Annotated in this window: 16 protein-coding genes; 1 reads left to right on the forward strand and 15 read right to left on the reverse strand. The window is 57.4% G+C overall.

Annotation, left to right across the window (positions count from 1 at the left end; genetic code table 11):
• Window positions 1-40 precede the first annotated feature (40 nt).
• The 6 genes from QP828_RS05905 to QP828_RS05930 form a co-directional block, all read right to left on the reverse strand.
• A complete protein-coding gene (locus QP828_RS05905; RefSeq protein WP_284891331.1) occupies window positions 41-835 on the reverse strand; it encodes a hypothetical protein in 795 nt (264 codons plus the stop codon).
• Between the two features lie 46 nt (window positions 836-881).
• The gene (locus QP828_RS05910; protein WP_284891333.1) at window positions 882-1,775 is read right to left on the reverse strand and encodes an ATP-binding protein; all 894 of its coding nucleotides are present in this window, start codon (window positions 1,773-1,775) and stop codon (window positions 882-884) included.
• A gap of 103 nt (window positions 1,776-1,878) precedes the next feature.
• Window positions 1,879-2,937: a DNA cytosine methyltransferase gene (locus QP828_RS05915; protein WP_274733736.1), complete on the reverse strand. Its 1,059-nt coding sequence runs from the start codon at window positions 2,935-2,937 to the stop codon at window positions 1,879-1,881.
• A 154-nt stretch (window positions 2,938-3,091) separates the two neighbouring features.
• Window positions 3,092-3,532 carry a DUF4913 domain-containing protein gene (locus QP828_RS05920; RefSeq protein ID WP_274733738.1) on the reverse strand — a complete coding sequence of 147 codons (441 nt, stop codon included), beginning with the start codon at window positions 3,530-3,532 and terminating at the stop codon, window positions 3,092-3,094.
• 51 nt (window positions 3,533-3,583) lie between these two features.
• Complete coding sequence (locus tag QP828_RS05925; protein WP_274733740.1) at window positions 3,584-5,470, reverse strand: relaxase/mobilization nuclease domain-containing protein; 1,887 nt, start codon at window positions 5,468-5,470, stop codon at window positions 3,584-3,586.
• Window positions 5,467-5,871, reverse strand: coding sequence for a MobC family plasmid mobilization relaxosome protein (locus QP828_RS05930; RefSeq protein ID WP_274733742.1), 405 nt, complete (start codon window positions 5,869-5,871; stop codon window positions 5,467-5,469). The genes QP828_RS05925 and QP828_RS05930 overlap by 4 nt, the downstream gene beginning before the upstream one ends.
• A 418-nt stretch (window positions 5,872-6,289) precedes the next feature.
• Here QP828_RS05930 and QP828_RS05935 point away from each other — a divergent pair, with 418 nt between their 5' ends.
• The gene (locus tag QP828_RS05935; RefSeq protein WP_284890233.1) at window positions 6,290-6,634 is read left to right on the forward strand and encodes a hypothetical protein; all 345 of its coding nucleotides are present in this window, start codon (window positions 6,290-6,292) and stop codon (window positions 6,632-6,634) included.
• A 77-nt stretch (window positions 6,635-6,711) separates the two neighbouring features.
• Here the strand turns inward: QP828_RS05935 and QP828_RS05940 are convergent, their stop codons facing one another.
• The 9 genes from QP828_RS05940 to QP828_RS05980 form a co-directional block, all read right to left on the reverse strand.
• Complete coding sequence (locus QP828_RS05940) at window positions 6,712-12,456, reverse strand: helicase-like domain-containing protein (RefSeq protein ID WP_284891337.1); 5,745 nt, start codon at window positions 12,454-12,456, stop codon at window positions 6,712-6,714.
• 356 nt (window positions 12,457-12,812) lie between these two features.
• Window positions 12,813-13,466: a hypothetical protein gene (locus QP828_RS05945; protein ID WP_284890235.1), complete on the reverse strand. Its 654-nt coding sequence runs from the start codon at window positions 13,464-13,466 to the stop codon at window positions 12,813-12,815.
• Between the two features lie 190 nt (window positions 13,467-13,656).
• Window positions 13,657-14,046 (reverse strand): hypothetical protein, encoded by a 390-nt coding sequence (locus QP828_RS05950; protein ID WP_284890236.1) that lies wholly within the window; start codon window positions 14,044-14,046, stop codon window positions 13,657-13,659.
• A gap of 75 nt (window positions 14,047-14,121) precedes the next feature.
• Window positions 14,122-14,676 carry a hypothetical protein gene (locus tag QP828_RS05955; protein WP_284890237.1) on the reverse strand — a complete coding sequence of 185 codons (555 nt, stop codon included), beginning with the start codon at window positions 14,674-14,676 and terminating at the stop codon, window positions 14,122-14,124.
• Window positions 14,676-15,707, reverse strand: coding sequence for a C40 family peptidase (locus tag QP828_RS05960; protein ID WP_284890238.1), 1,032 nt, complete (start codon window positions 15,705-15,707; stop codon window positions 14,676-14,678). Before QP828_RS05960 ends, QP828_RS05955 begins: the two co-directional genes overlap by 1 nt.
• Before the next feature lie 13 nt (window positions 15,708-15,720).
• Window positions 15,721-17,820: a coiled-coil domain-containing protein gene (locus QP828_RS05965; protein WP_284890239.1), complete on the reverse strand. Its 2,100-nt coding sequence runs from the start codon at window positions 17,818-17,820 to the stop codon at window positions 15,721-15,723.
• Entirely contained in the window at window positions 17,807-18,064 is a 258-nt protein-coding gene (locus QP828_RS05970; protein WP_284890240.1) for a hypothetical protein, read from the reverse strand. Before QP828_RS05970 ends, QP828_RS05965 begins: the two co-directional genes overlap by 14 nt.
• Window positions 18,064-18,432, reverse strand: coding sequence for a hypothetical protein (locus QP828_RS05975; protein WP_284890241.1), 369 nt, complete (start codon window positions 18,430-18,432; stop codon window positions 18,064-18,066). Before QP828_RS05975 ends, QP828_RS05970 begins: the two co-directional genes overlap by 1 nt.
• The gene (locus QP828_RS05980; RefSeq protein ID WP_284890242.1) at window positions 18,433-18,951 is read right to left on the reverse strand and encodes a hypothetical protein; all 519 of its coding nucleotides are present in this window, start codon (window positions 18,949-18,951) and stop codon (window positions 18,433-18,435) included.
• Between the last annotated feature and the right edge of the window lie 9 nt (window positions 18,952-18,960).

Below are 18,960 nucleotides of genomic sequence, written 5' to 3' on the forward strand. Positions count from 1 at the left end.
GAGCATCCGTCATAGTCATAGTTAATCCTCAATTTCTTAGTCAAATCAAGCATTTACACAAACCATTTGACACCCTCACTTCGACATATATATCAATAAACCTACGCTTATGTTTCTCACCCATTTTGTCCCGAAGCTTTACAAAATACTGTCTTGCAACCTGGATTTCTTCGTCCGACTTAGTCGACCTGTTCCAGAAAGGATTGAGAAGCCATGGATTATCAAAAAGACAGTCTTCAAAGGCCTTTTCAACCTCCATATCTTTATCTACCAGTCGTTGCAAGTGCTGTATTGCATTGAAGCGTTTCGCCGCAGCTTCCGCCATCTGAACAGTATCCCACCGTGCAACATTGCCCATATAGCGGGCTACAAGCTGGTACAAACTGTCAGTATCACCACTTTCCACCACTTTAATAACATTGTCTATCTCAAGCAGTTCCAAGCTTTCAACGAGTGTGGTCGCACTATTGATAAACGCAACCTTTTCTCGATCAGACATCCACTGATCACCATCATTTTTAAAATCATCAAATGAATCCACAATTCGCAAAAGCTTGGTATTAAACGTCTTTTGCAAAGGCGAAAGTTTACGCTCCCACTCTCTGTACTTCTCGTTATTTTTAATTCGATCAGGCAGTCGCTCGGGCGCAACCTTGTCTTTATAGGCGTCCCACTGGGCTATCGCTTTACCTTCCATAGCTTTAGCGAGTTTCATAATTAATTCTACTTCCTCATCGGACTCGTCTAGCCCTTGACGCGAGGAAGTTATGGGGTCTTCTGGACGGTCGTTGAGGTAATCCGCGTAGATCTCGCCTGTGACGTACTGTCCACCCATCTGTGCAGACTGATTCGACGCTAGGAGGTTTTCGTCGGCGATTTTGTTATTGATGTATACAAGAACACCCCCCCAGCCCAATCTCTTTGAGTCGTTTCGGTTTATCGACTATCCCAAACCACGCCTTGAGCTTCTTCTCGGAAACAAGATGGGAAATTTCTTCCACGGTGATGCCACTACCGGATGAAGGCACATAACTCGTTACTTCGTTGGCTTCGGGGAACCATTCCTTCATTTCTTCGTCCGTAAAGCCAACATAGTTCACTGCCCTTATGTGCTGATACAGATCCTCAAATGGAGAAAGGTCCAGCTTTTTCCCGTTCAAGTGAATTTTAATCTCGCTATCACGCAGTGAGAATCGGCGCTTTAACTGGGTTTCCATACCACCAATCGTTCCAGCCGTAATCTTGCGCCTAAGGTCCGAGATCTTGACGATAAGCCCGGTCTCATTACCGAAGTGGCTGACATCGACTGGAAGCTCATCAAGATAGGCTACAGGCGCAGCGTAAGAGGTTGCGTTTTCTTTCTTGACCATATCGGAATAGCACAAGGTAAAGGACAACCATTTTGGAGATTCCGAGTCTTTGGTGTAAACCGTGTAGGAGTCACCGAGGCTGAAAGAGGCGAGCTTGCCTATACCCTTCTTCCCCATTGCGGGACGCTGAGTTTTACCTTCGGGAGTTTCGGTGGGTTCTTTCGGGTTGCCTATCGTTGCATACTGACGGGATACGACGTCCCGGGACATGCCGACCCCGTCGTCGGCTACGATGATTGAGTCCCCACCACTCTCAAGCTGCAACCATACATTGTCCGCGTATGCATCGTAGGAATTTGCTACCAATTCTGCTAGCGCCGATGGGGAACTCTTATAAAGTTTCCTCCCTAAATGCGTAGCGGCCGTATTGGCAGTGTGGAATTCGATTGTGTCTGCAGCTTCCATAGCGTTATCTTACGGGAAGTAACGACTCAACGGTTGCGATATCGACGTTTCGTTCACGTTTATTATCGTGCCTTTCCCCAGTCGAGTCGCCACACAGATACTGTCACTCGCTGGCATGATTTGAGTGGGCGGTAATTGATGTTCCGATGATCTCGCCGAGACGAGGTGGCACCGCGTTTCCGATCTGGACTGCTATCGGCTGGACATGGTAGGCCGAGCCAACTTCGGGCGGAACGAACATGTATGTCTGCGGGAAAGTTTGAAGCATGGCTCCTTCACGCAAGCTTAATGCCCGGTCCTGGTCGGGGTGACCAAACCGTCCTGACCCGTATCCGATGAACTGGGTAGTGATTGTTGAGGAGAGCTTATCCCAGGACAAGCGTCCGTAGACCGAGGTGAAAGTACTACCCGAAGCTTTGCGGTAAGCGTTCGGGAGAAGTTCTGTTGGCCATTCTTTCCATGTCCCCCCGGGCCGTGAAGCACGTATCCGGCGCAGGTTTATCTCGCTTAAGCCTCGTGCTCGATGCAGATTGTCTCTCGGATCTGTTTCCCCTGCTCCTAGCTTCGGAAGACTCCCAATTCTCTGGCGCAGTGTGACATACGTGGTCTCATCATGAGTCGGGGGACGTAGCGAAATAGGCCCCAGCCGGGAGGCAAGTAAAAGGAGCCGGCGGCGGGACTGCGGGACGCCGTAATCTGCTGTGTTTACGATGCGCCAGTCGATGTGGTAGTTCAGTTCCTCGAGGAGACTGGTGAATGCAGCGAAGATTGATTCGTGTGCGAGGTTCGGGACATTCTCCATAGATACGACGTCGGGGAGAACGTCTTTCACCTGAACGCCGAAGTAGTGTAGCAGCTCCATTTTTGAGCTTTTTGATGGGGCGCTGGCCGGCTGGCGATTATATGAAGAAAATGGCTGGCACGGTGCGCAGCCCATGAGCACGCGAATGTCAGTGTCGTCTGGGTAGAGAGCGCTAATCTCTCCCTTCTGAATAGTTTTCACATCTTTGTGGAAGAATTGCGTTCCCGGGTTGTTAGTTTCGTATGCGAATCTACTCCGTTCTTCAATATCGTATCCTGCGAGCACGTCAATACCGGCGGCTCTCACTCCGTAAGTTAGGCCACCAACCCCGCAAAATAGATCCACGCTTCTAATTTTCATTGCATGCCAGTCTATAGGAGTAGTTGGACGGTAGTGGCCCCCGAGGGGCGTCACCTATCATCATAGTTCCTCGCGGAAACGGAATCATCAGTTACTCACTTTCCTACACGGCACCATCCACTGTCACTTTAATAGCGCATTCTCGGCAGTCTTCCTAGCGTATTGCCGGGAAGTAGATTGACGGGGTGGGTGCCGCTGGTGCGGGTGCGTTTTCGCGCCTCGCAGCTACTTCTTCTCCGGTTTCTTGGGTGAAAGAAACGAACGGCAAGGAAAGGTCGCTACCAGAGCGTGCGTAGTGCGTCGTCGCCGTGCATCCTTTGAACACGTTGGTGGGGTCTAGTAAGACTCTCATCATTGGGTCGGCGACGTCAGTGAACCAGGCCGCCAGCCCTCCGACAGGTTTTTCGAAGCGGTATATTTCCCAGGCTTCCCACATGGCTCGCATCCGCACGCGTGCTTCGGGGTGGTCCCACCAGAGAGGACACCACGTGCAGCCCGTGTTTATGGAGCGGCGGTAGTTCGGTGCGAGCCATTTCTCGAAAAACTCGAATTCATCGGCATACATGGGCTTGAATTTTCGCTCTTGTCCTGCCATCACGTTCCCTCTCTTTTTTGCGTGCTACTTGGCTTGAGCCTGCTGCCGGCGTCAGAGGCCATACCCGGTACTCGGAGTGCTGCCCTGCTCGGGTTTATCGCGCTTGAGGCCTCGCTCGTTACCGAGCTGACTGTCTGTGCGCGCGCTGCCGTTGTATTGGCTCCAGTCCACCGGACTGTATTCCACTCCTGGAAGCCGACCGCCGGCATCGGTGCGCGGTTCAGGCGCGGCGAGTGTTGCGAGGGCGGTCTTGGTTTCTTTCAAGGTGCGGCGGGCGAGGGTTAGTTCTCCGTGTGCGGCTTGGAGACGGTTAATACCCACGGCGATACGCTCCATTGAGTCCATGACCTGACTACTCACCCATGCGGCGCGGCTACGCGGCCGCCCCAGGCTACTGAGTGCCCGCAACCCGCTCGTGAAAACAGGCGAGTAACGCCGCGGTGTGGGTGCATGTTTGGTTTGGGCGCGCCGACCGAGGACTTGGGATGCACGAGCGAAGGCCCGGCCGTGTTCTGGCCCATAGGCGTTTGCCAGGCCGGCGAAGATCGCGGATGCACGCCCACATGTATCAGCAATTGCTGCGCAGTCACTGGTGTCTGCGTGCTTGATGTCGGCGATAGTCGCCGTGAGTGCTTTCCCGAATTCACTCCACACCCGCACCTCATCGCTGTCGCTCGCGCGGGAGGCGGGTTTCCAGATCGCTACCGCGCTCGATCGCGTAAGCATGTTGTCCCACCAGGATTCGCGCAACACCGACAAACTGACGTCGGCCGACATACGGTTCATGGAATACCACGTGGGCTTGTACCCGGGTTCGGGTTTAGTGGCCACCGAATACGAAACCGCCTCACTTGCTTCGTCGTCGAGGCGTACCGATACGAGCAGGCCCGACGCACGCAGATGCTGCGCGAAGTCGCTCTCATTAGCAACACTTGCGGCGATGTCTCGGATTTTTTCTTCAAGATTGCGTGCTTGCGCGGGCGTATGCGGTGCCGAGTCTTTGAGTGGGTTCCATACGTCGGCTGCCTTGCGACGCTCCACTGGATTGTCGTCCCACCGAGCACGTAGGCGGGTGAGGGTGAGGTCGCGGGCAACCCTGCCCGCACCAATCCAAATAGCACGCTTACCGGGTTCTTGTTTGGTGACGGTGTAGGCGACAACACCTTGACCCTTGGCATACCTGGGCCGGAATGAAATACCGTGGCGGTTCAGTTCTTCGAGGTATTCACTTTCGGTAGAAGCTGCCCCGGCGGCTAATCGCATTGCTGTTTCCAGATCGAGCCGTAGCTCTTTGTTGTCTTCGTTCTTGTAGCCCCGGGAAGCGTAGTTGTGTTTGCGTGATTCGAGAACCGCTAGCCCGTATTTTTCTTCCAAAGCCGTGCACAGTTTTTGGGAGCGCTTGTAGTCGAGCCACGTGTTTGCTTTGGTGCCGTCTTCGCGCACGAGCACGAGTGCGATGTGGATGTGGTCGCCACCGTTTTTCGTGTAGCCGTGGCGCACGGCTATCCACTGGCAGGGCGACTTCGAGGTTGTTGCTCGGTTGTCGAATTCCATCCCCTCAACAAAATCACGCGCAATGGCGCCCCATGTTTCGTCGCTCAAAGGTTCCTCATCGGGATGCAAAGACAAGCTGCAATGCCAGACATGCGCGGGTGTTTTTTCTTTAGAAACAGGGATAGCACGCTCAGCTTCGTAGTCCCAGCGGGTGACTTCCCCGAGAATCTCGGTGCCGTGCTCAAGGCGGTTTTGGTCGAGGAGTTTCGCGACGATGCGTTTCTCGTCTTGCTCGAGGACGCGCCCGCCATAAGCCCACGGCGCGGCGATGTCTTCACTGCCCACAATGATGTGTTGGTTTATGTGTTCGTTGGCGCGCCCGGGACCAAAAAGATACCGGACGAGTCCGCTAATGTCTCCGCCGCGCATGATGTTCGGGATCATAAAAGCTCCACCAGCTTAATGCGCAGCAGGTTGATTTGGTTGACTTGGGAGCGTAGCTGCGCAGCGACTTCACGTGCCTCCACCGGGAAGCTTTGTTCGCTGTTTGCCCAGTGTGCGATCTGGTTAATGTTGGTGGCTTCGCCTTGGATTTGCCGACGCAGTTTGCGTAGTTCGGCGAGCACTTCGCGTATCTCACCGGCGCTGACTTGCTCAACCTTCCGGCCCAATCCGAAGCGCACAAGGTAGTCCGACATGGAGACGCGCTCGCCAGCGGCTTTCATTTTCAGTTCTTCATATTGAGAGTGCTTGAGTTTGAGGTGGAAGGAGCGGCGCGGGTCGTCTTTCGGCGCGGTCGAGGCGTACGTGATCGGCGCGCGCACCGACTCCGTGTTGCTCGCCACCGCTCCACCTCCCTCGCTCACAATGAGGCCCGGCCCGCGCGCAAAGCGCGCGGAACTCTGCTTGGGCCTTGTGGCTAGTATAGCCCCTCAAGCTGATTCGTGCACACGAATCTTTAGCTTGCTCCACGACACGCGTGTCGTGGAGGTTACGCGCAGCGCTGAGCGGGTCGGCCGGGGCGGGTGGCCGCGTAGCGGCCGGGCGCTCCGATTTGCGCGCGCCTTGGGCGCGCGCCTGCGGGGCCGCTGGGGTGTGGTTGGGGTGTGGTTGGGTGGGTGGTGTATTGCGTGTGCAAGGGTGCCGGGTGGCGTGGGCAGTGCGAATTGTTGCCAAGTTTCTTGTCGGGGTCGTGTGCGTGCAAAGCCCCCTAGTTAGTAGCACCGCAAAAAAGAGCGGCGCAGTGATGTAAGGAGAATTTTCGTGGACGAAAACATGGACACTAACGCGACGACTGGCAGCGCTGGATGCGCGAGTAAAGAGGTGGAGGCGTTGCGCGCGGCCGAACAAGAACGCTTCACCAAACGACTCGAAGCCGGTGTGCACTTGCAAGAAATAGCGGCGCGCTTGCGCGCGCTTGAGGGTGAGTATCGGGGTGCGTGGACGGTGGCGCTTAAGGCTGGGTGGAGTGAGCGCGAACTGAAAAATTACGGACTAACTGCGCCGACTCAAGCGCGTAAAAAGCCGCGCACCAAACGTACACCTAGCCCGAGCGTAGATGCACACAACGTGGAGCAAACGAGCAACGAACAAGACGGCGCAATGTAGTTCGTGACGCATGCAAGGCGGGCGAGACCTGATCATGTGGAGGTCTCGCCCGCCGCGTGTTTCGGCATCGCAGTTTGTTACATGAGTGCGTCACTGTGCTCGCGTGGATCGCTCGCTCCACGTACGCCAGCTGTGCGTGCTGCGTTTACCGCTCGGCTCACCGCAGTGAAGATCGGCGCGGCCGCTTGGCGTTCGTAGTTCGCTGCACAATACGCTCTGTATTGTGCACGTACCTCGCTCGCGTCGTCGTTCCACGTCGGGTCAACTTGGTGGCAGTAACGTGCGTCTTCCCTACTGCCAAGGAAGAGCGCGCGCACCAGTTGCGCTGCCCCGCGTAGGTGTGCTTCGCGTGGTCGGTCTTCGCGGTAAGCCGCGCTTGTTTCGGATCCGGGATACGCAAACAAGGACGCGCGATAACGGCTGGGCAGGAGCGCATCAACCTCGGGATCAAGGAACACTATCGTTCCCGCGCTCTCATAGGTTGCGGTTTCAATACCCGGGGCAAGCACCTCCACGCGCTCGGGTGTTTCTCCTTTGTAGATAGGTGGAACATACCGCACGTTCACGCTCTCCTCGCTACTGACGTCATCGGTGTCTGCGGTATCAAGATCGCGCACATCAGGTACATCTGGCTCGTCGACGTCAGCGCGCCACCCGGGCGCATACTCGTCGAGATAGGCGGCGTCTTGGCGTGAGTCGAGGAGTAACGCGCGGGCGACTTGCCCGCTCCCTGCAAGGTTGCCAGTCTGCGCAATATCCAGGTCTGGGTAGGCATACAAGGCGGGTTCGCCAGGTTCGGGGAAGAGTCTTTGATACGGGACACCAACTTGCTGATTGCGGGCTTCGTCGAGGAATGTGACGACCTGCTCTCCATACTTGGCGATGAACACGCCGGGTGCGGCCTCGGTGAGAGCCGTGCGCTCGATGCCGTCGTAGAGAGTAGGGATGCTCGGACGCATAACATCCACGGATTGTTCTTCGCCTGTATGCGTAGCGACGTCAGCAGTGCCGGTTCCTACTGCCGGTGTAGTGCTCTCTCCAGATACCGCAGCGTCATCGCCGGTATCGCGTTCCTCGTTCTCGGCGCGTTCATCTACCGCACTGTGCTCGCCGCGCTCTGCGTCTTCTGGTGGCGTGAGTGGGGTGCGGTGGACGAGTGGCTGCGCCACCGTGCCCGGTGCGTGGGTGAGGGGGTCGGCCATGGCTTCCAGCTCAAGCAGGTCTGCTACAAACAGGTGTGTTTGCGCGTTGCTTGTTAGGCGTGTGAGGGCTTGGCCGTTTTGGTTGCCGGCAACAATTCCGAGCACCTCCCAGGTGTATTCGCGTGACTCGTAGCGTGCGACCGTGGGGAGCGCCTCCCAGTTGTCGATGGCATCTATCGGGGTTGGTTTAGGTGGGAGGGGAATACGCGGCCAGGTAGCTAGCCCCTCGAAGAATCCCTCGTGCTCCTCATATTTAATGCCTTCCCTGAACCGTGCTTCTTGCTCGCGGTGGGCTTTGGCATCTCCTTGGTCTTCGAGGGCGAGAGTGATTTCTTTCGACCGGGTACGCACGGCCGCATACTCTGCCTCGTGTGGGAATTCTTTGGTAGAGAGTTCTCGTGCGCTTTGGGCTTCTTCACGCAAGAACGCGAGGTTTTCTTTTTCTTCATCAAGACGCTGCGGCAAAGACGCCACAAGATTCTCGAGGCGTTGGATAAGACCCGATTGGCCGCGCTGCAAAATAGAGAGCGGAATACCGGCCCTTGGCCCATACCGCACATCTTTCAGGTCCACAGGTGTGAAGATGATAGAGACATCGGAGACGACGCCCATCCGGCTGTCGGCCTCAACGCGGGCGACATCAAGCTCGATCCCACCGAGTTCGATTCTCACGCCCTGAGGCACCGAGTAGGTGCCGCCGGTGCGGCGTACGTTCTCGATGATGTAGGGGGAGATGCGAGCGGATACGGCTCGGGAGAGGGCTTGGGCTGCCGCGGCCCGCTCCGTAAACACACCCCGCTCAATCCTGACCGAGAATTTATCGCCGCTCGTATCACGGATGTAGCTTTGGAGGTCCTCCAGGGTGGCGATGGTTTTCTCGCTCGCCCGAATGCGCAGGTCGAGGGTGCGGGTGTCGTCGATGGCCCGGTTACGAGTCCTCTGCCAAGACGAATGCAAGGCTCGATATTTTTGCAGGGTTGCGTCGACTTCGCATTTCTCGAGAAGCAAAGGGTTGCCGGTGGCGATGGCTTTCGCACGCCCGGCCTCCATTTCTTCCGGCGAGACATCCTCGACAGAGCGCGTGCCCGTCTTGTTGGTCATGATCTGTGCGATCGACCTAGCTTTACGTTCGTTTGTCTGCCACATATAAGCGGAGAAGGAACCCGTCACCACGTATCGGTAGTTGTAGACTTCTGGGTTTTCGTTGCCTTGCCTGACCATGCGGCCGTCTCTTTGGGTGATGTCGGTGGGCCGCCATGGCACGTCAAGATGGTGGGTTGCGATGCAGCGTTTTTGGACGTTTGTTCCGGTCCCCATTTTCTGGGTGGAGCCGATCAAAACCGCAACCCGGCCCTCGCGGCAGTCCCGGAACAGTTCTTCTTTTTCGGGATTGTTTTTCGCTTCGTGGATGAACCGGACTGAGCCTTCCGGCAGGCCCAGCTCATAGAGTTCTTGGCGCAGCGCGTCGTAAGTATTCCAGGTGTCTTTGGGTGTGTCGTAGTCGCAGAAGACCAGCTGGAGAGCACCCGGGATAGCGGATTCGGCGCCGTCGATGCCGCTGTAGCGGTTGTCTTTGTTTTCTTCCCAGATCCGGTAGATGTTACGTGCGGCGACTTCACTGACGGGGTGGTCGATGGGCGTGCGGCCGCGCAGCCTCAGGTCGAGCGCGCCAAGCCGCCCATCAGTACTCAAGGCGAGCATGTTGTCGTTGCCGCTACTGCCGGCGGCGATCCCCCACAAGCTCAAGAATTCGGGCAAATTGTGGAAGCGGGAGATGCGAGTACGCATGCGGAATCCCCCCGAGGGCGAAATCTCGGCTTTGCGTTCCGAGCGGGTGAAAGTGGCGGCGAAAGCATCGAACGGCTCAATACCGGCCTCTTTGAGCACGCTGGGCGCTAGGTATCGCATCATCGTATGGGCCTCCGCGAGGCTGTTAGAGATGGGGGTGGCGGTGGCGAGCGTGCAAATCCTCCCACCCGGATTCTTCGAGCGTAAATAGTGGAGTTTCATGTCCAAGTCGGCCGTATATTCATTGCCTTTGCCCGCGCCAACACCCTCCAGTTTCGTGATGATCTGGAGGTTTTTATAGCGGTGGGCCTCATCAGCGATAATGTAGTCGATGCCGGTTTCCTCAAACGAGATACCGGGGTCGGTGGGGTGATCAAGCGCCTTTTTCAAGGCACCTTCCAGCGATCTCATTTGGTTGGTCATATCTTGAATCGTGGAGGAAGAATCACTAGCCTTAATCGCGTCTTCCAGCTCCCCTATACGCGCCTCAATGTATTCTGCTTGGGTTTTATTTGAGCACCCCAGGGCCTTGAATTGCTCATGAGTCATCACGACCGCGTCCCAGTCGTTGGTGGCGACTTTCGCAACAAACTCACGCCGCCCCGCTTTCGTTAGATCATCCGGGGTAGCGGTCAGCACACGCGCCGCGGGATAGGTTTGCTGAAACTCCGAGGCAAACTGGAACAAGACGTTCGCCGGCACGGTAATCACAGGCTTATGGATGAGACCGAGGCGTTTGAGTTCCATCGCCCCCATAATCATGGTTTTTGTCTTGCCTGCCCCGACCTGATGGAACAGACCGACCGCTTCCTGGTAGATCATGCGTGCCACGCCCGAGCGCTGATGCGAATACGGGACGATGTCTTTCGCGAGGCCCGGAAGAGTGAGCTTCTCGCCAGCTCCTGTGTAGTCACGGGGAACGAATCCGTTAAACATTTCGTTGTAGCGGGCCTCGAGCCGTGCGGCGCGTTCGCCGTCTGCCCAGACCCATTCGGTGAACGCGGTGGCCATTTCTTCCATTTTCTGGGCGACGGCCGCGGTCTCTGCCCTGTCAATGTATTCTTCACCGTCAATGGTTTTTGACTTGACCGTGATAGGGCTGTGATTGAGGAGGGCCGCAAAAATTTCCGTGCCGCTACGGCGTTCCGTGTTCCATGTGCGGCGGGCTTTTGCGGAAGGCTGGTAGCCATCCTGGACAGCTTTCCAAGCACCGGTAATCGGGTTATAGCCAACTTGCCCGACGCGTTGTTGATGCCAGCCCATCACCACTTGAGAGTAAAAATCGTGATGGTCGCCTACGCTGATCCACGGCGCACCCGGGCTAATCTCAATATCGGAGAGCGAGAGCGGTTCAGGCATAACGGCTTTGAGAGCCGCGACATTCTCGCTCATGCGGGAATCTGTTTCGAGCGCGTCTTGGGCGGCCACCAACTTGGCGTGGATATTCCCCGACAGATAAGCACTGCGCTCGACAAACTCGTTGGTTTCTGGGTCGAAGAAGGTATGCTCGCGCAAGCCCGCCGCGACTTCCTCGCTAGTTTGGCCGGTGAGGTAGCTAATGTATTCGGTATCGACGCGGCCTTTCTCAACCATACAGATCGCCAGCGCATCCTCAATAGTGTCGGCACCTAGAGGTTTGAAGGTGATGCCGATTTGGCGCCGCTCAAGGATCCCAGCCGGCCGAGCCGTGCGGGTGTCTTTATCGAAAATCTCGATAGCCATCGTCAAGGCGGCATCGGGGTCGGAACGGAAGACACGCACCGCCGGGAGATCCACCCAGGAAAGTTTTTCCTCCCCGGTTTTCCTATCCGTATACCAACGCTCTTTCTGTGAGTTGAGTGGACCATACTTGGCCACATAATCCTCATAAGTGGCTTTGAGGCGGGTGCGGGCCGCGTTGAGCGTGGGCGGGTTTTCCTGGGTTTGGGACTCAAACTCCACCAACGCCCGCACTTGGTCACGCAAATCAAGCAACGCAGTGAGCTGTTCGGCCGCGTTTTTCGCAATCTTCACCGGCGTATTGCCATTCGCGGTGTAGCGCTCGAACCCGGCCTCGGTCTTGGTAATGCGTCCGAGTTTTTCCTGATCGACTGGACGCAGCGCTACTTCACCCTCATAGCTTTCTTGGCGTGGGGTGAAGATGAGACCGGCCTCCCTCGCTTGGGAGGTGATCGCGGCGAGGGTGGTGGCAAGCTGGCCCTCCAGCGTATCTAGATTGCTGGCCACGCTCAGAGCTGCGCCGTATTGGTTGGTGGTTTCTTCCCACTCCCCGAGCACGCGCCCCGGGTGGGTGTGGAAGTATTCATTCACCGGGAACTCGCCCTCGCCGGTCTTGAGTGGGTGGGTGTATTCCCAGTCAAACGGCCGCGGTTCGTCGTTTTTCTCGCGACGCCGGAAAATCAGGATGTCGGAGATGACATCGGTCCCGGCCATCGCCTCATGTGTGCCGGCCGGCAAACGAATAGCACCCACGAGGTCGGCTCTAGCGTAGAGTTCGCGCCGGATCCCCGGATTCTTCGCATCCATCGTGTAGCGCGAGGTAAGCACCGCGACAATGCCGCCAGGCCGCACCTGCGCTAGCGCTTTACTGATGAAGTAGTTGTGGATGGTGTGATTGCCCGGGTTATAGACCGGGTCATACGGGCGGTAATTACCAAACGGCACGTTCCCGATAGCCGCGTCAAAATAGCCGTCTTCGTCGAGGTCCGTATCTGTATAAGACTGCGCTCGTATGTCGGCGTTGGGGTAGAGCCTGGCGGCGATAGCGGCAGGGGTCGGGTCGATCTCAACACCCACCATCCGCACCGCTGCTGGTGCGGTGCCGATGAACATACCGACGCCACAGCCGGGTTCCACCACCCGCGCGCCTTCCGCCAACCCTAACGACTGGAGGGACTGCCAAAGGAGGCGGGCGATAGTGGGCTGGGTGTAGTGGGCATTCGCCGTGGACTGTAACGCCTGCTTATAAGCTGCCTCATCCACGAGAGACTGCAAAGTCTCGCGTTCGTGTTTGTAGGTGTCGGTGCGAGTGTCGAAAAGCGCGGAAAGGCCTCCCCACCCAGAAAACCGCGCCAACACCTCCTGCTCGGAGCTACTCGGGGTGCGGTCACCTAGCTGGGTGAGGAGGCGCAGTGCGGCGAGGTTCGCCTCGATACGGGCTTTCTCGCCACGAGGGCTGACTTGGGTGGTTAGCCCATAAGCCGGCCGGCTTCTTTCAGCTCGATCGCCCAGCGTGCGTTGTCCCCCCGTTTCGGGTCCAGGCTCGCTGGCGCTAGCCCGATCATCGCTTCCTCCACTTTCTCCCACGTAAGGACGTACGGGTCGATATCCAGCATCGAATCCTGGCTCTTGAAAGCTTCCTTGAAGTCGGCCACCGTCAGGCTCGGTGATTTGTCCCCGCCCGTCTCGGAGATGAATCGCATCACCCAATCCCAAGACATTTCTTCCACCCGGTTCTCGGCCTGCTCGATCATCTCGGCCCTCATCTCGGCTATCGCTTCCGGGTCCTCCAGCTGATCCCCGCGCAGCACCCAGTCCGACATGTCCCACCACTCGGTCATCCACTCCGAGGCGAGGATTGTCGGAAGCGGTTCGGGAAGGTCCTGATTCTTCCAAATCTCCAAGGATTCCTCGGCTTCGTACTCGTCCATGATCGCGGCTGCTTCGTATGCTGCTTCCATCCGCGCCGTCGCCGCTGCGGTCTGACGTGCCGCTACCTGATCGGTCCAGTTCTCGCTGGCTGGTGGGTAGGCCGCTAGGAGTGCTTGCTCGAGCGCGTTCTGTGTCTCCAGCGTCGCTTCGTTGATGTTCGCTTCCAGTTGTTGGCGGGTTTCCTTGCTCATCGTTGTTTTCTCCTTGAGGAGTAGTGGTTGTGTTGAGGTAGAAGGTGAGGTCGAAGAGGGCTTCTTGCCCGCTCGAGATTTTTGTGCGTCGCACCATTGCTAGTGTCTCCATCCTCCCGGGCATGGACCGGGAATTGTTTTTTGGGGTCACTAGTTAGTGCGTGTGCAAAGCACACCGGCTTTTTTCGTTTTAGGGGTTGCGGGCCGCGGCCGCGATGAGTGGCGTAAACATCAAGATGATCAATATCGGAAACAGGATGGTCCACATAATCCCCTTCAAAATCCCGAAGAAGATGCCGTGCACGTAAATCTGGTAGCCGAATACAAGGAAGAAGAACACGAAGTACCATCCCCAGCTCGACCCGTACTTGTCAGGCATGGAGAACGGGGCCATGATTGCAAACACTATTCCGGTAATAAGGAAAAAGGTGCGGTAGTGGCGACGAATCCACGAAAACACCCGGACAAGCCGGCTTTTCGGGCGGGCCGGCTCTGGCATGTAGACACCGGCGTCGTAGGTTGGGTACCCGTATGTCAGGTCTGGCGGTAGTGGCGGGTAGGTGTTGGTTGGTTGGCTCATTTTTCTTTTTCCCTTCTCCCCAAGGCTGGTTGTGATACTATACTACAATGGACTTGCGCGGTTGTCCCTAACCTGCTACTTGGCGGTCGCAATGTTGCTTACTCGCCAAGTTCCATCTTCTTTCGTGAGAGTGAAGTTGTAGAAAGCTGTCTCCGGTGTTCCCGTCCAGCCATTCTCGCTAGTCGGGGTAATGGTTACTTGACGGTCGGCATAAGCGACATCAGCGGCGGTGGCTGGTGGGGCTTGCCCCCACAGTGGCTCGACGGCAACGCTTGTGTATGCGTCGTTGGTTTTGAGGGTTTCCCAGGCTGCTCCCCCACGCACCTGCGCCTCCTCGCCAGGCTGGAGAGACTCGACAAGGTAGCGGCTTGCTCGCTTATAAGCATCAAGCGGGCTGGCATCCGTGCGCGAGTCTTGGCATGAAAGTAAGAGCGCGACGGTGTCGGCGACGCTTTCCACATCCGACTCATTGGTTCGCGGGGCGTTTGTGAGGCAGCGTGGCACCTCTAGTACCGGCGACGCCGGAACAGGCATGGTCGGCTTTGTTTCGGGTTCAGGGGCTTGGCAGCCAGCGGCCACTACAAGCACGAGCGCAGTTATTGCGCCGATGGTTCTGTTTTGTGTTGTCATTATGGGATCCTTAGTGCTTGCGGGAACATCTTGTCAGCGCTGTCTCCCCACCCGAGCGGGTAGGTGTTCACACCATATCCGGGGGCTGCGTCAATATATTCGCCATTACCGATGTAGAGCGCGACGTGGGTGATGTAGTCGACGTTCGGGTCGACGCTTGTTGACTGGAACGCGAGAATATCGCCGGGCTGGAGGTGTGCGGCGTCGGCTGGCACATAAGTGCCACCGAATTGAGTTGCGCTATAGAGTGCGTTTTCGCATTTACGCCGGGCCGGCGTCTCACCAGGAATAGACATGGGCAAATCAATACCGCGCCCGTTCTTAAACGCTGACCAGACAAGGCCGCAGCAGTCGAAACAGTCGGGTCCCATGCTCCCGCACGCCCCGCGACCCTCACCCCTATAGGGTTTGCCGCGTTGGGAGATAGCCCAAGCAACAACCGCATTATTCGAGCCACCCGCAGCGGTGGGTGCGTAGCGGGTCGCCGCTAGATTCTTGATTTTCTCCACATAGGCCATGGTTTCCGGGTAGGGCGGGATACCCCCAAAAGATTGGACGGCGCCGATTCCGGCGTTGTATGCGGCTAAGGCGAGGTCAACGGGATCACCTTTCACCTGCCCGCCTTCGACAAAGTTCTTCGTGCTGGCGAGGAGATCACACATGTAATGGCCTTGGCTCCAGATGGCATCTTGTGGGTTGTTGACATCAGCGACTCCGTCTCCGTCGCCGTCTTTACCAGCAGTGGCCCAGGTGGTTGGCATGAATTGTGCGATACCAAGCGCACCCGCGCTCGATACTGCGGTGGGGTTCCAGTTTGATTCAGCCTCAATCTGCGCCGCAAGCAAAGCCGGGGTGATGCCTTCGCAAATCCCGCCGGCCCGCGCAATGATGCCTGCGTATTCGGGTGGGATATTACTCGCAGCGCCAGTAAGGCTCGCGCTGCCTTTGTTGTCGCCGCCGAGGAGGATGATCATGAGCGGGGCAAGCAACGCGAGCAGTGCGGCTGCGCCTATATAGATAGTACTTTTCACGGAGAAGTCCCCTTTAGTAGACGGTGATTGTCCCGGAATTCACCAAGCCATCCGCGCTCACAGACCACGAATAGGTGCCCGGCTCCATAGTGATGCTGGCTTCGAAGAAGCCACTACCCGCAACTGTTTGGGATCCGAGTGATAGGGAGCGTCCGCCAACGCTTGCGTAGACGGAGACCGGGACCGCGCCGCTGGTGCTTACGCTTGCGCTGATCGTGACCGAACGGCCACTCGAGCTGGCGTTGGCGGAGAGGTCGGTGACGTAGGCCGGCTCCGGGACCGGTGCCGGTTCAGGTGCGGGTGCTGGCGCCTCTACTGGCTCGGGTGGCTGCCAGTCTGGTTGCGGTGCTGGCTGGTCGTCGGTGCCTTGAGGCGCGCTCCCGCCCTCGCCCACCGGGGGCGCTGGGGGTGCTGTATCTGCTGGCGTTGCTGGCAAGGCGGGCGAAGGTGTTGAGGACGGAGTGCTCCGCGTCGTCGGTGACACGGTAACGGTAGGTACTCCTGGGGTAGGAGTAGCCGTATCCTCACCTGCGCTTGCGAGGAGGAGGTGTGCGAGGTATCCAGCCGCTAAAGCCAAGACAAAGGCCAGGATTCCGGCGAAGGCTTTTAGGAGACCGCGGCGTCTATCTCCCTCCTTGTCATCACCAGAAGTAGGGTTTTCCTCCGCGGGTGCTGGCGGGATAGTGGGAGGGCGCTGAACCACCGGCAAACTGACGGTATCTACGGGCCGGCCGGCGCGTAACTGGGCACTGAGCCGTTTGTTTTCCGCCTCCAGCTCGCCAAGTTTGCGAGATTGTTCCGCGTTTTTTGCCTGTACTTTTTCAAGGGCAAGACTGGCGGCTGCTAGCTCGGTGTGTAGCTCTCGGACCTGACCTGCAACCGTGTTGCGTTCGCGCTTGAGCCGGTCTTTATCCGCCTCAAGCGTCTGCATATATTCGCCGCGTTCGCCTAGCACCTGACTGAGTCGAGCTTGCTCTTCGCGGGCTTGAGCAAGCTCAAGACGCATAGCCTCAGCCTGTTCACTCTCTTGCGTACCTTCCTCTATCTCACGCCGGAGTGCTTCGAATTCTTGGCGCTCGGCTGCGTGCGCGTCTCGCTCTGTGGCCAGGGATTGCTCGGCCTGTTGGAGGGCCGTGGTTTTCTCAACCAGCGCGGCCTGGGCTTGCTCAAGCTGACGGAGAGCCTCGGCGAGCTTCTCACGATCTTCAGCATTCTGAGCTTCCAGCGCGGTTATCTTTGCGGTTCTTTCTTCAAGCTGGGCAGTGAGCGCGGATACCTGGACACGTGCCTGCTCAAGCTGCCCAACAAGACCACTGTTGGCGGTCTTGAGTTTCTCGTTGTCTTCCCGCATCCGGACTAAATCTTGCTGGCAGGCAGTAAGGGCTTCACGGGTTGCCTCGGCATCACTGAGTGCTTGCTGCGATGATTCAGCTTGTTCTTCTAAATCACGCGCGTGCTTGCGTGCTTCGCTGAGTTCGTTGCGTGCTGCGCCTAGTTCGGTTTCTAGTGCCGAGCTAGATGCCTGGGCCTGCTGTAAAGCAAGCGTTTGTGCGGCTACTTGTTCTTCGGCTTGTGTTGCTGCACGCTGAGCACTTTCGAGGCTGGCTTGCAGGCGATCAAGTTGAGCAACTAAATACTCGCTCTCATGCTCGTCAATGGCGTGAGCGTTTCTGAGGTTTTCACACTCTGCCTCGAGACTTCGTTTTTCCAGGAGCAGGCTGGCGTATTCACGCTCAAGGAGACGCAAACGCCCATCTTCTAACGTGCCCACAGGGGCGGGCGGAGCGGCGTCAGTAGTTTCTGTTTTTACTGGGACTTCTGACGACGACGCGCCCTCCCCCGCGGCCGTATCCGCCGGCGGTTCCGGCGGTGCTGGCACGGCTGGCACGGCTGGCACGGCTGGCACGGCTGGCACGGCTGGCACGGCTGGCACGGCTGGCACGGCTGGCACGGACGATACTTCCGGACTCCACTCCTGGCCGTCAATCCGTATATGCCCACCCGGGGAGACAACGGCGACTGCACCGTTGTCGAGGTTGATTGTAATAGGGGCATAGAGTGCCATGCTCGCGGCGGCTTCCAACCGCGCGGTATCAGCCTTAGATAACTGCATCCTCATCCCCCTCCGTTTCAGGTTCGTTTTCGCCTGGCCTGTAGCTGCGCCAGGTTCCATCTTTTTCGTGCTGCTTCTGGCGGGCCATGAAGCTAGCAAGTAACTTCCATCCGGCATCGCGGTCCATGCCAGCATGGCTGGCGCTGCTGGCATTGCCAGCAGATACGGCAGATGTCTCATTGCCGGCATTGCTGGCGGGTGTCTCCTCGCTGGCGTTGCTGGCCTGGTTTTCTTCTGGCTGCATTACTTGCTCACCCCCACCGTGGGAGCTTCGGCCGGCCGTGCATCTGAGAGGCCAATTTCGGCAAGGGAAGGTACTTCGTCGAGGAATTCTCGGATGTAGATGCGGTGTTTTTCGCAAGCGAGGTCCATGCCCCTTGCGTGCTGGTAGGTTGCGTAAGATTCGCGTGAGTTCTGCCAGGCTTCCCACGCCCGCTCACTATCGTCGTGTTCGTAAGCAAACTCTTGCTCTTGTCGGGCTTCTTCGTATGCTTCGTAAGCATCGTGTGCTTCTCTGTCGTATTCCCGGCCCTTCCGGAAAAGTAAATCGAGCATTTGGGTGGCGAAGTGCTCACGCGCCGCCGCAATAATCGCTTGAGGTGTGGGTTCCATTTATTCCCCCTCCTCCACCGTGGCGGCGTTGCTTGGTTGGTCGTCTGGAATGGTCAGGTCGGCCAGGGAGGGGACTTTGGCGAGGATTTCGCGGATGTAGGTCTGGTGTTTCTCGCACGCAAGATCCATGCCTTGCAAATACATGTATTCCGCGTAAGCATCCCACGCCGCACTGTATTCATCGTGCTTGTAAGCCTCGCCTGCTTCGTCTCGGGCTTCCTCATACGCTTTATGGGCAGCGCCAGCCCCACGGTCATAGTCTTCGCCTTTACGGGAAAGACGAGAGAGCATTTCGCTTGCTAGGTGTTCGCGTGCGGCGGTAATAATGCGAGCGGTCCACGCCTCGAAAACGGTATCCGCGTCGCTGGTGAGCTTCCCAACTACTTCGTCCATGTCGTAGTCGGCCTCGGAGAGTCCTTGTTTTTCCAGGCTTTCTAGCCCGGCGTTGATCACAGCTTGACGGACCGTATAGCGGATGTCGTGGGTGGTTAGTTTCGAGGATGCATCAAGGTAGTACATGAGAGGTTC

Origin of the sequence: Actinotignum sanguinis (assembly GCF_030230305.1) — a bacterium.
Taxonomy (GTDB): Bacteria; Actinomycetota; Actinomycetes; order Actinomycetales; family Actinomycetaceae; genus Actinotignum; species Actinotignum sanguinis.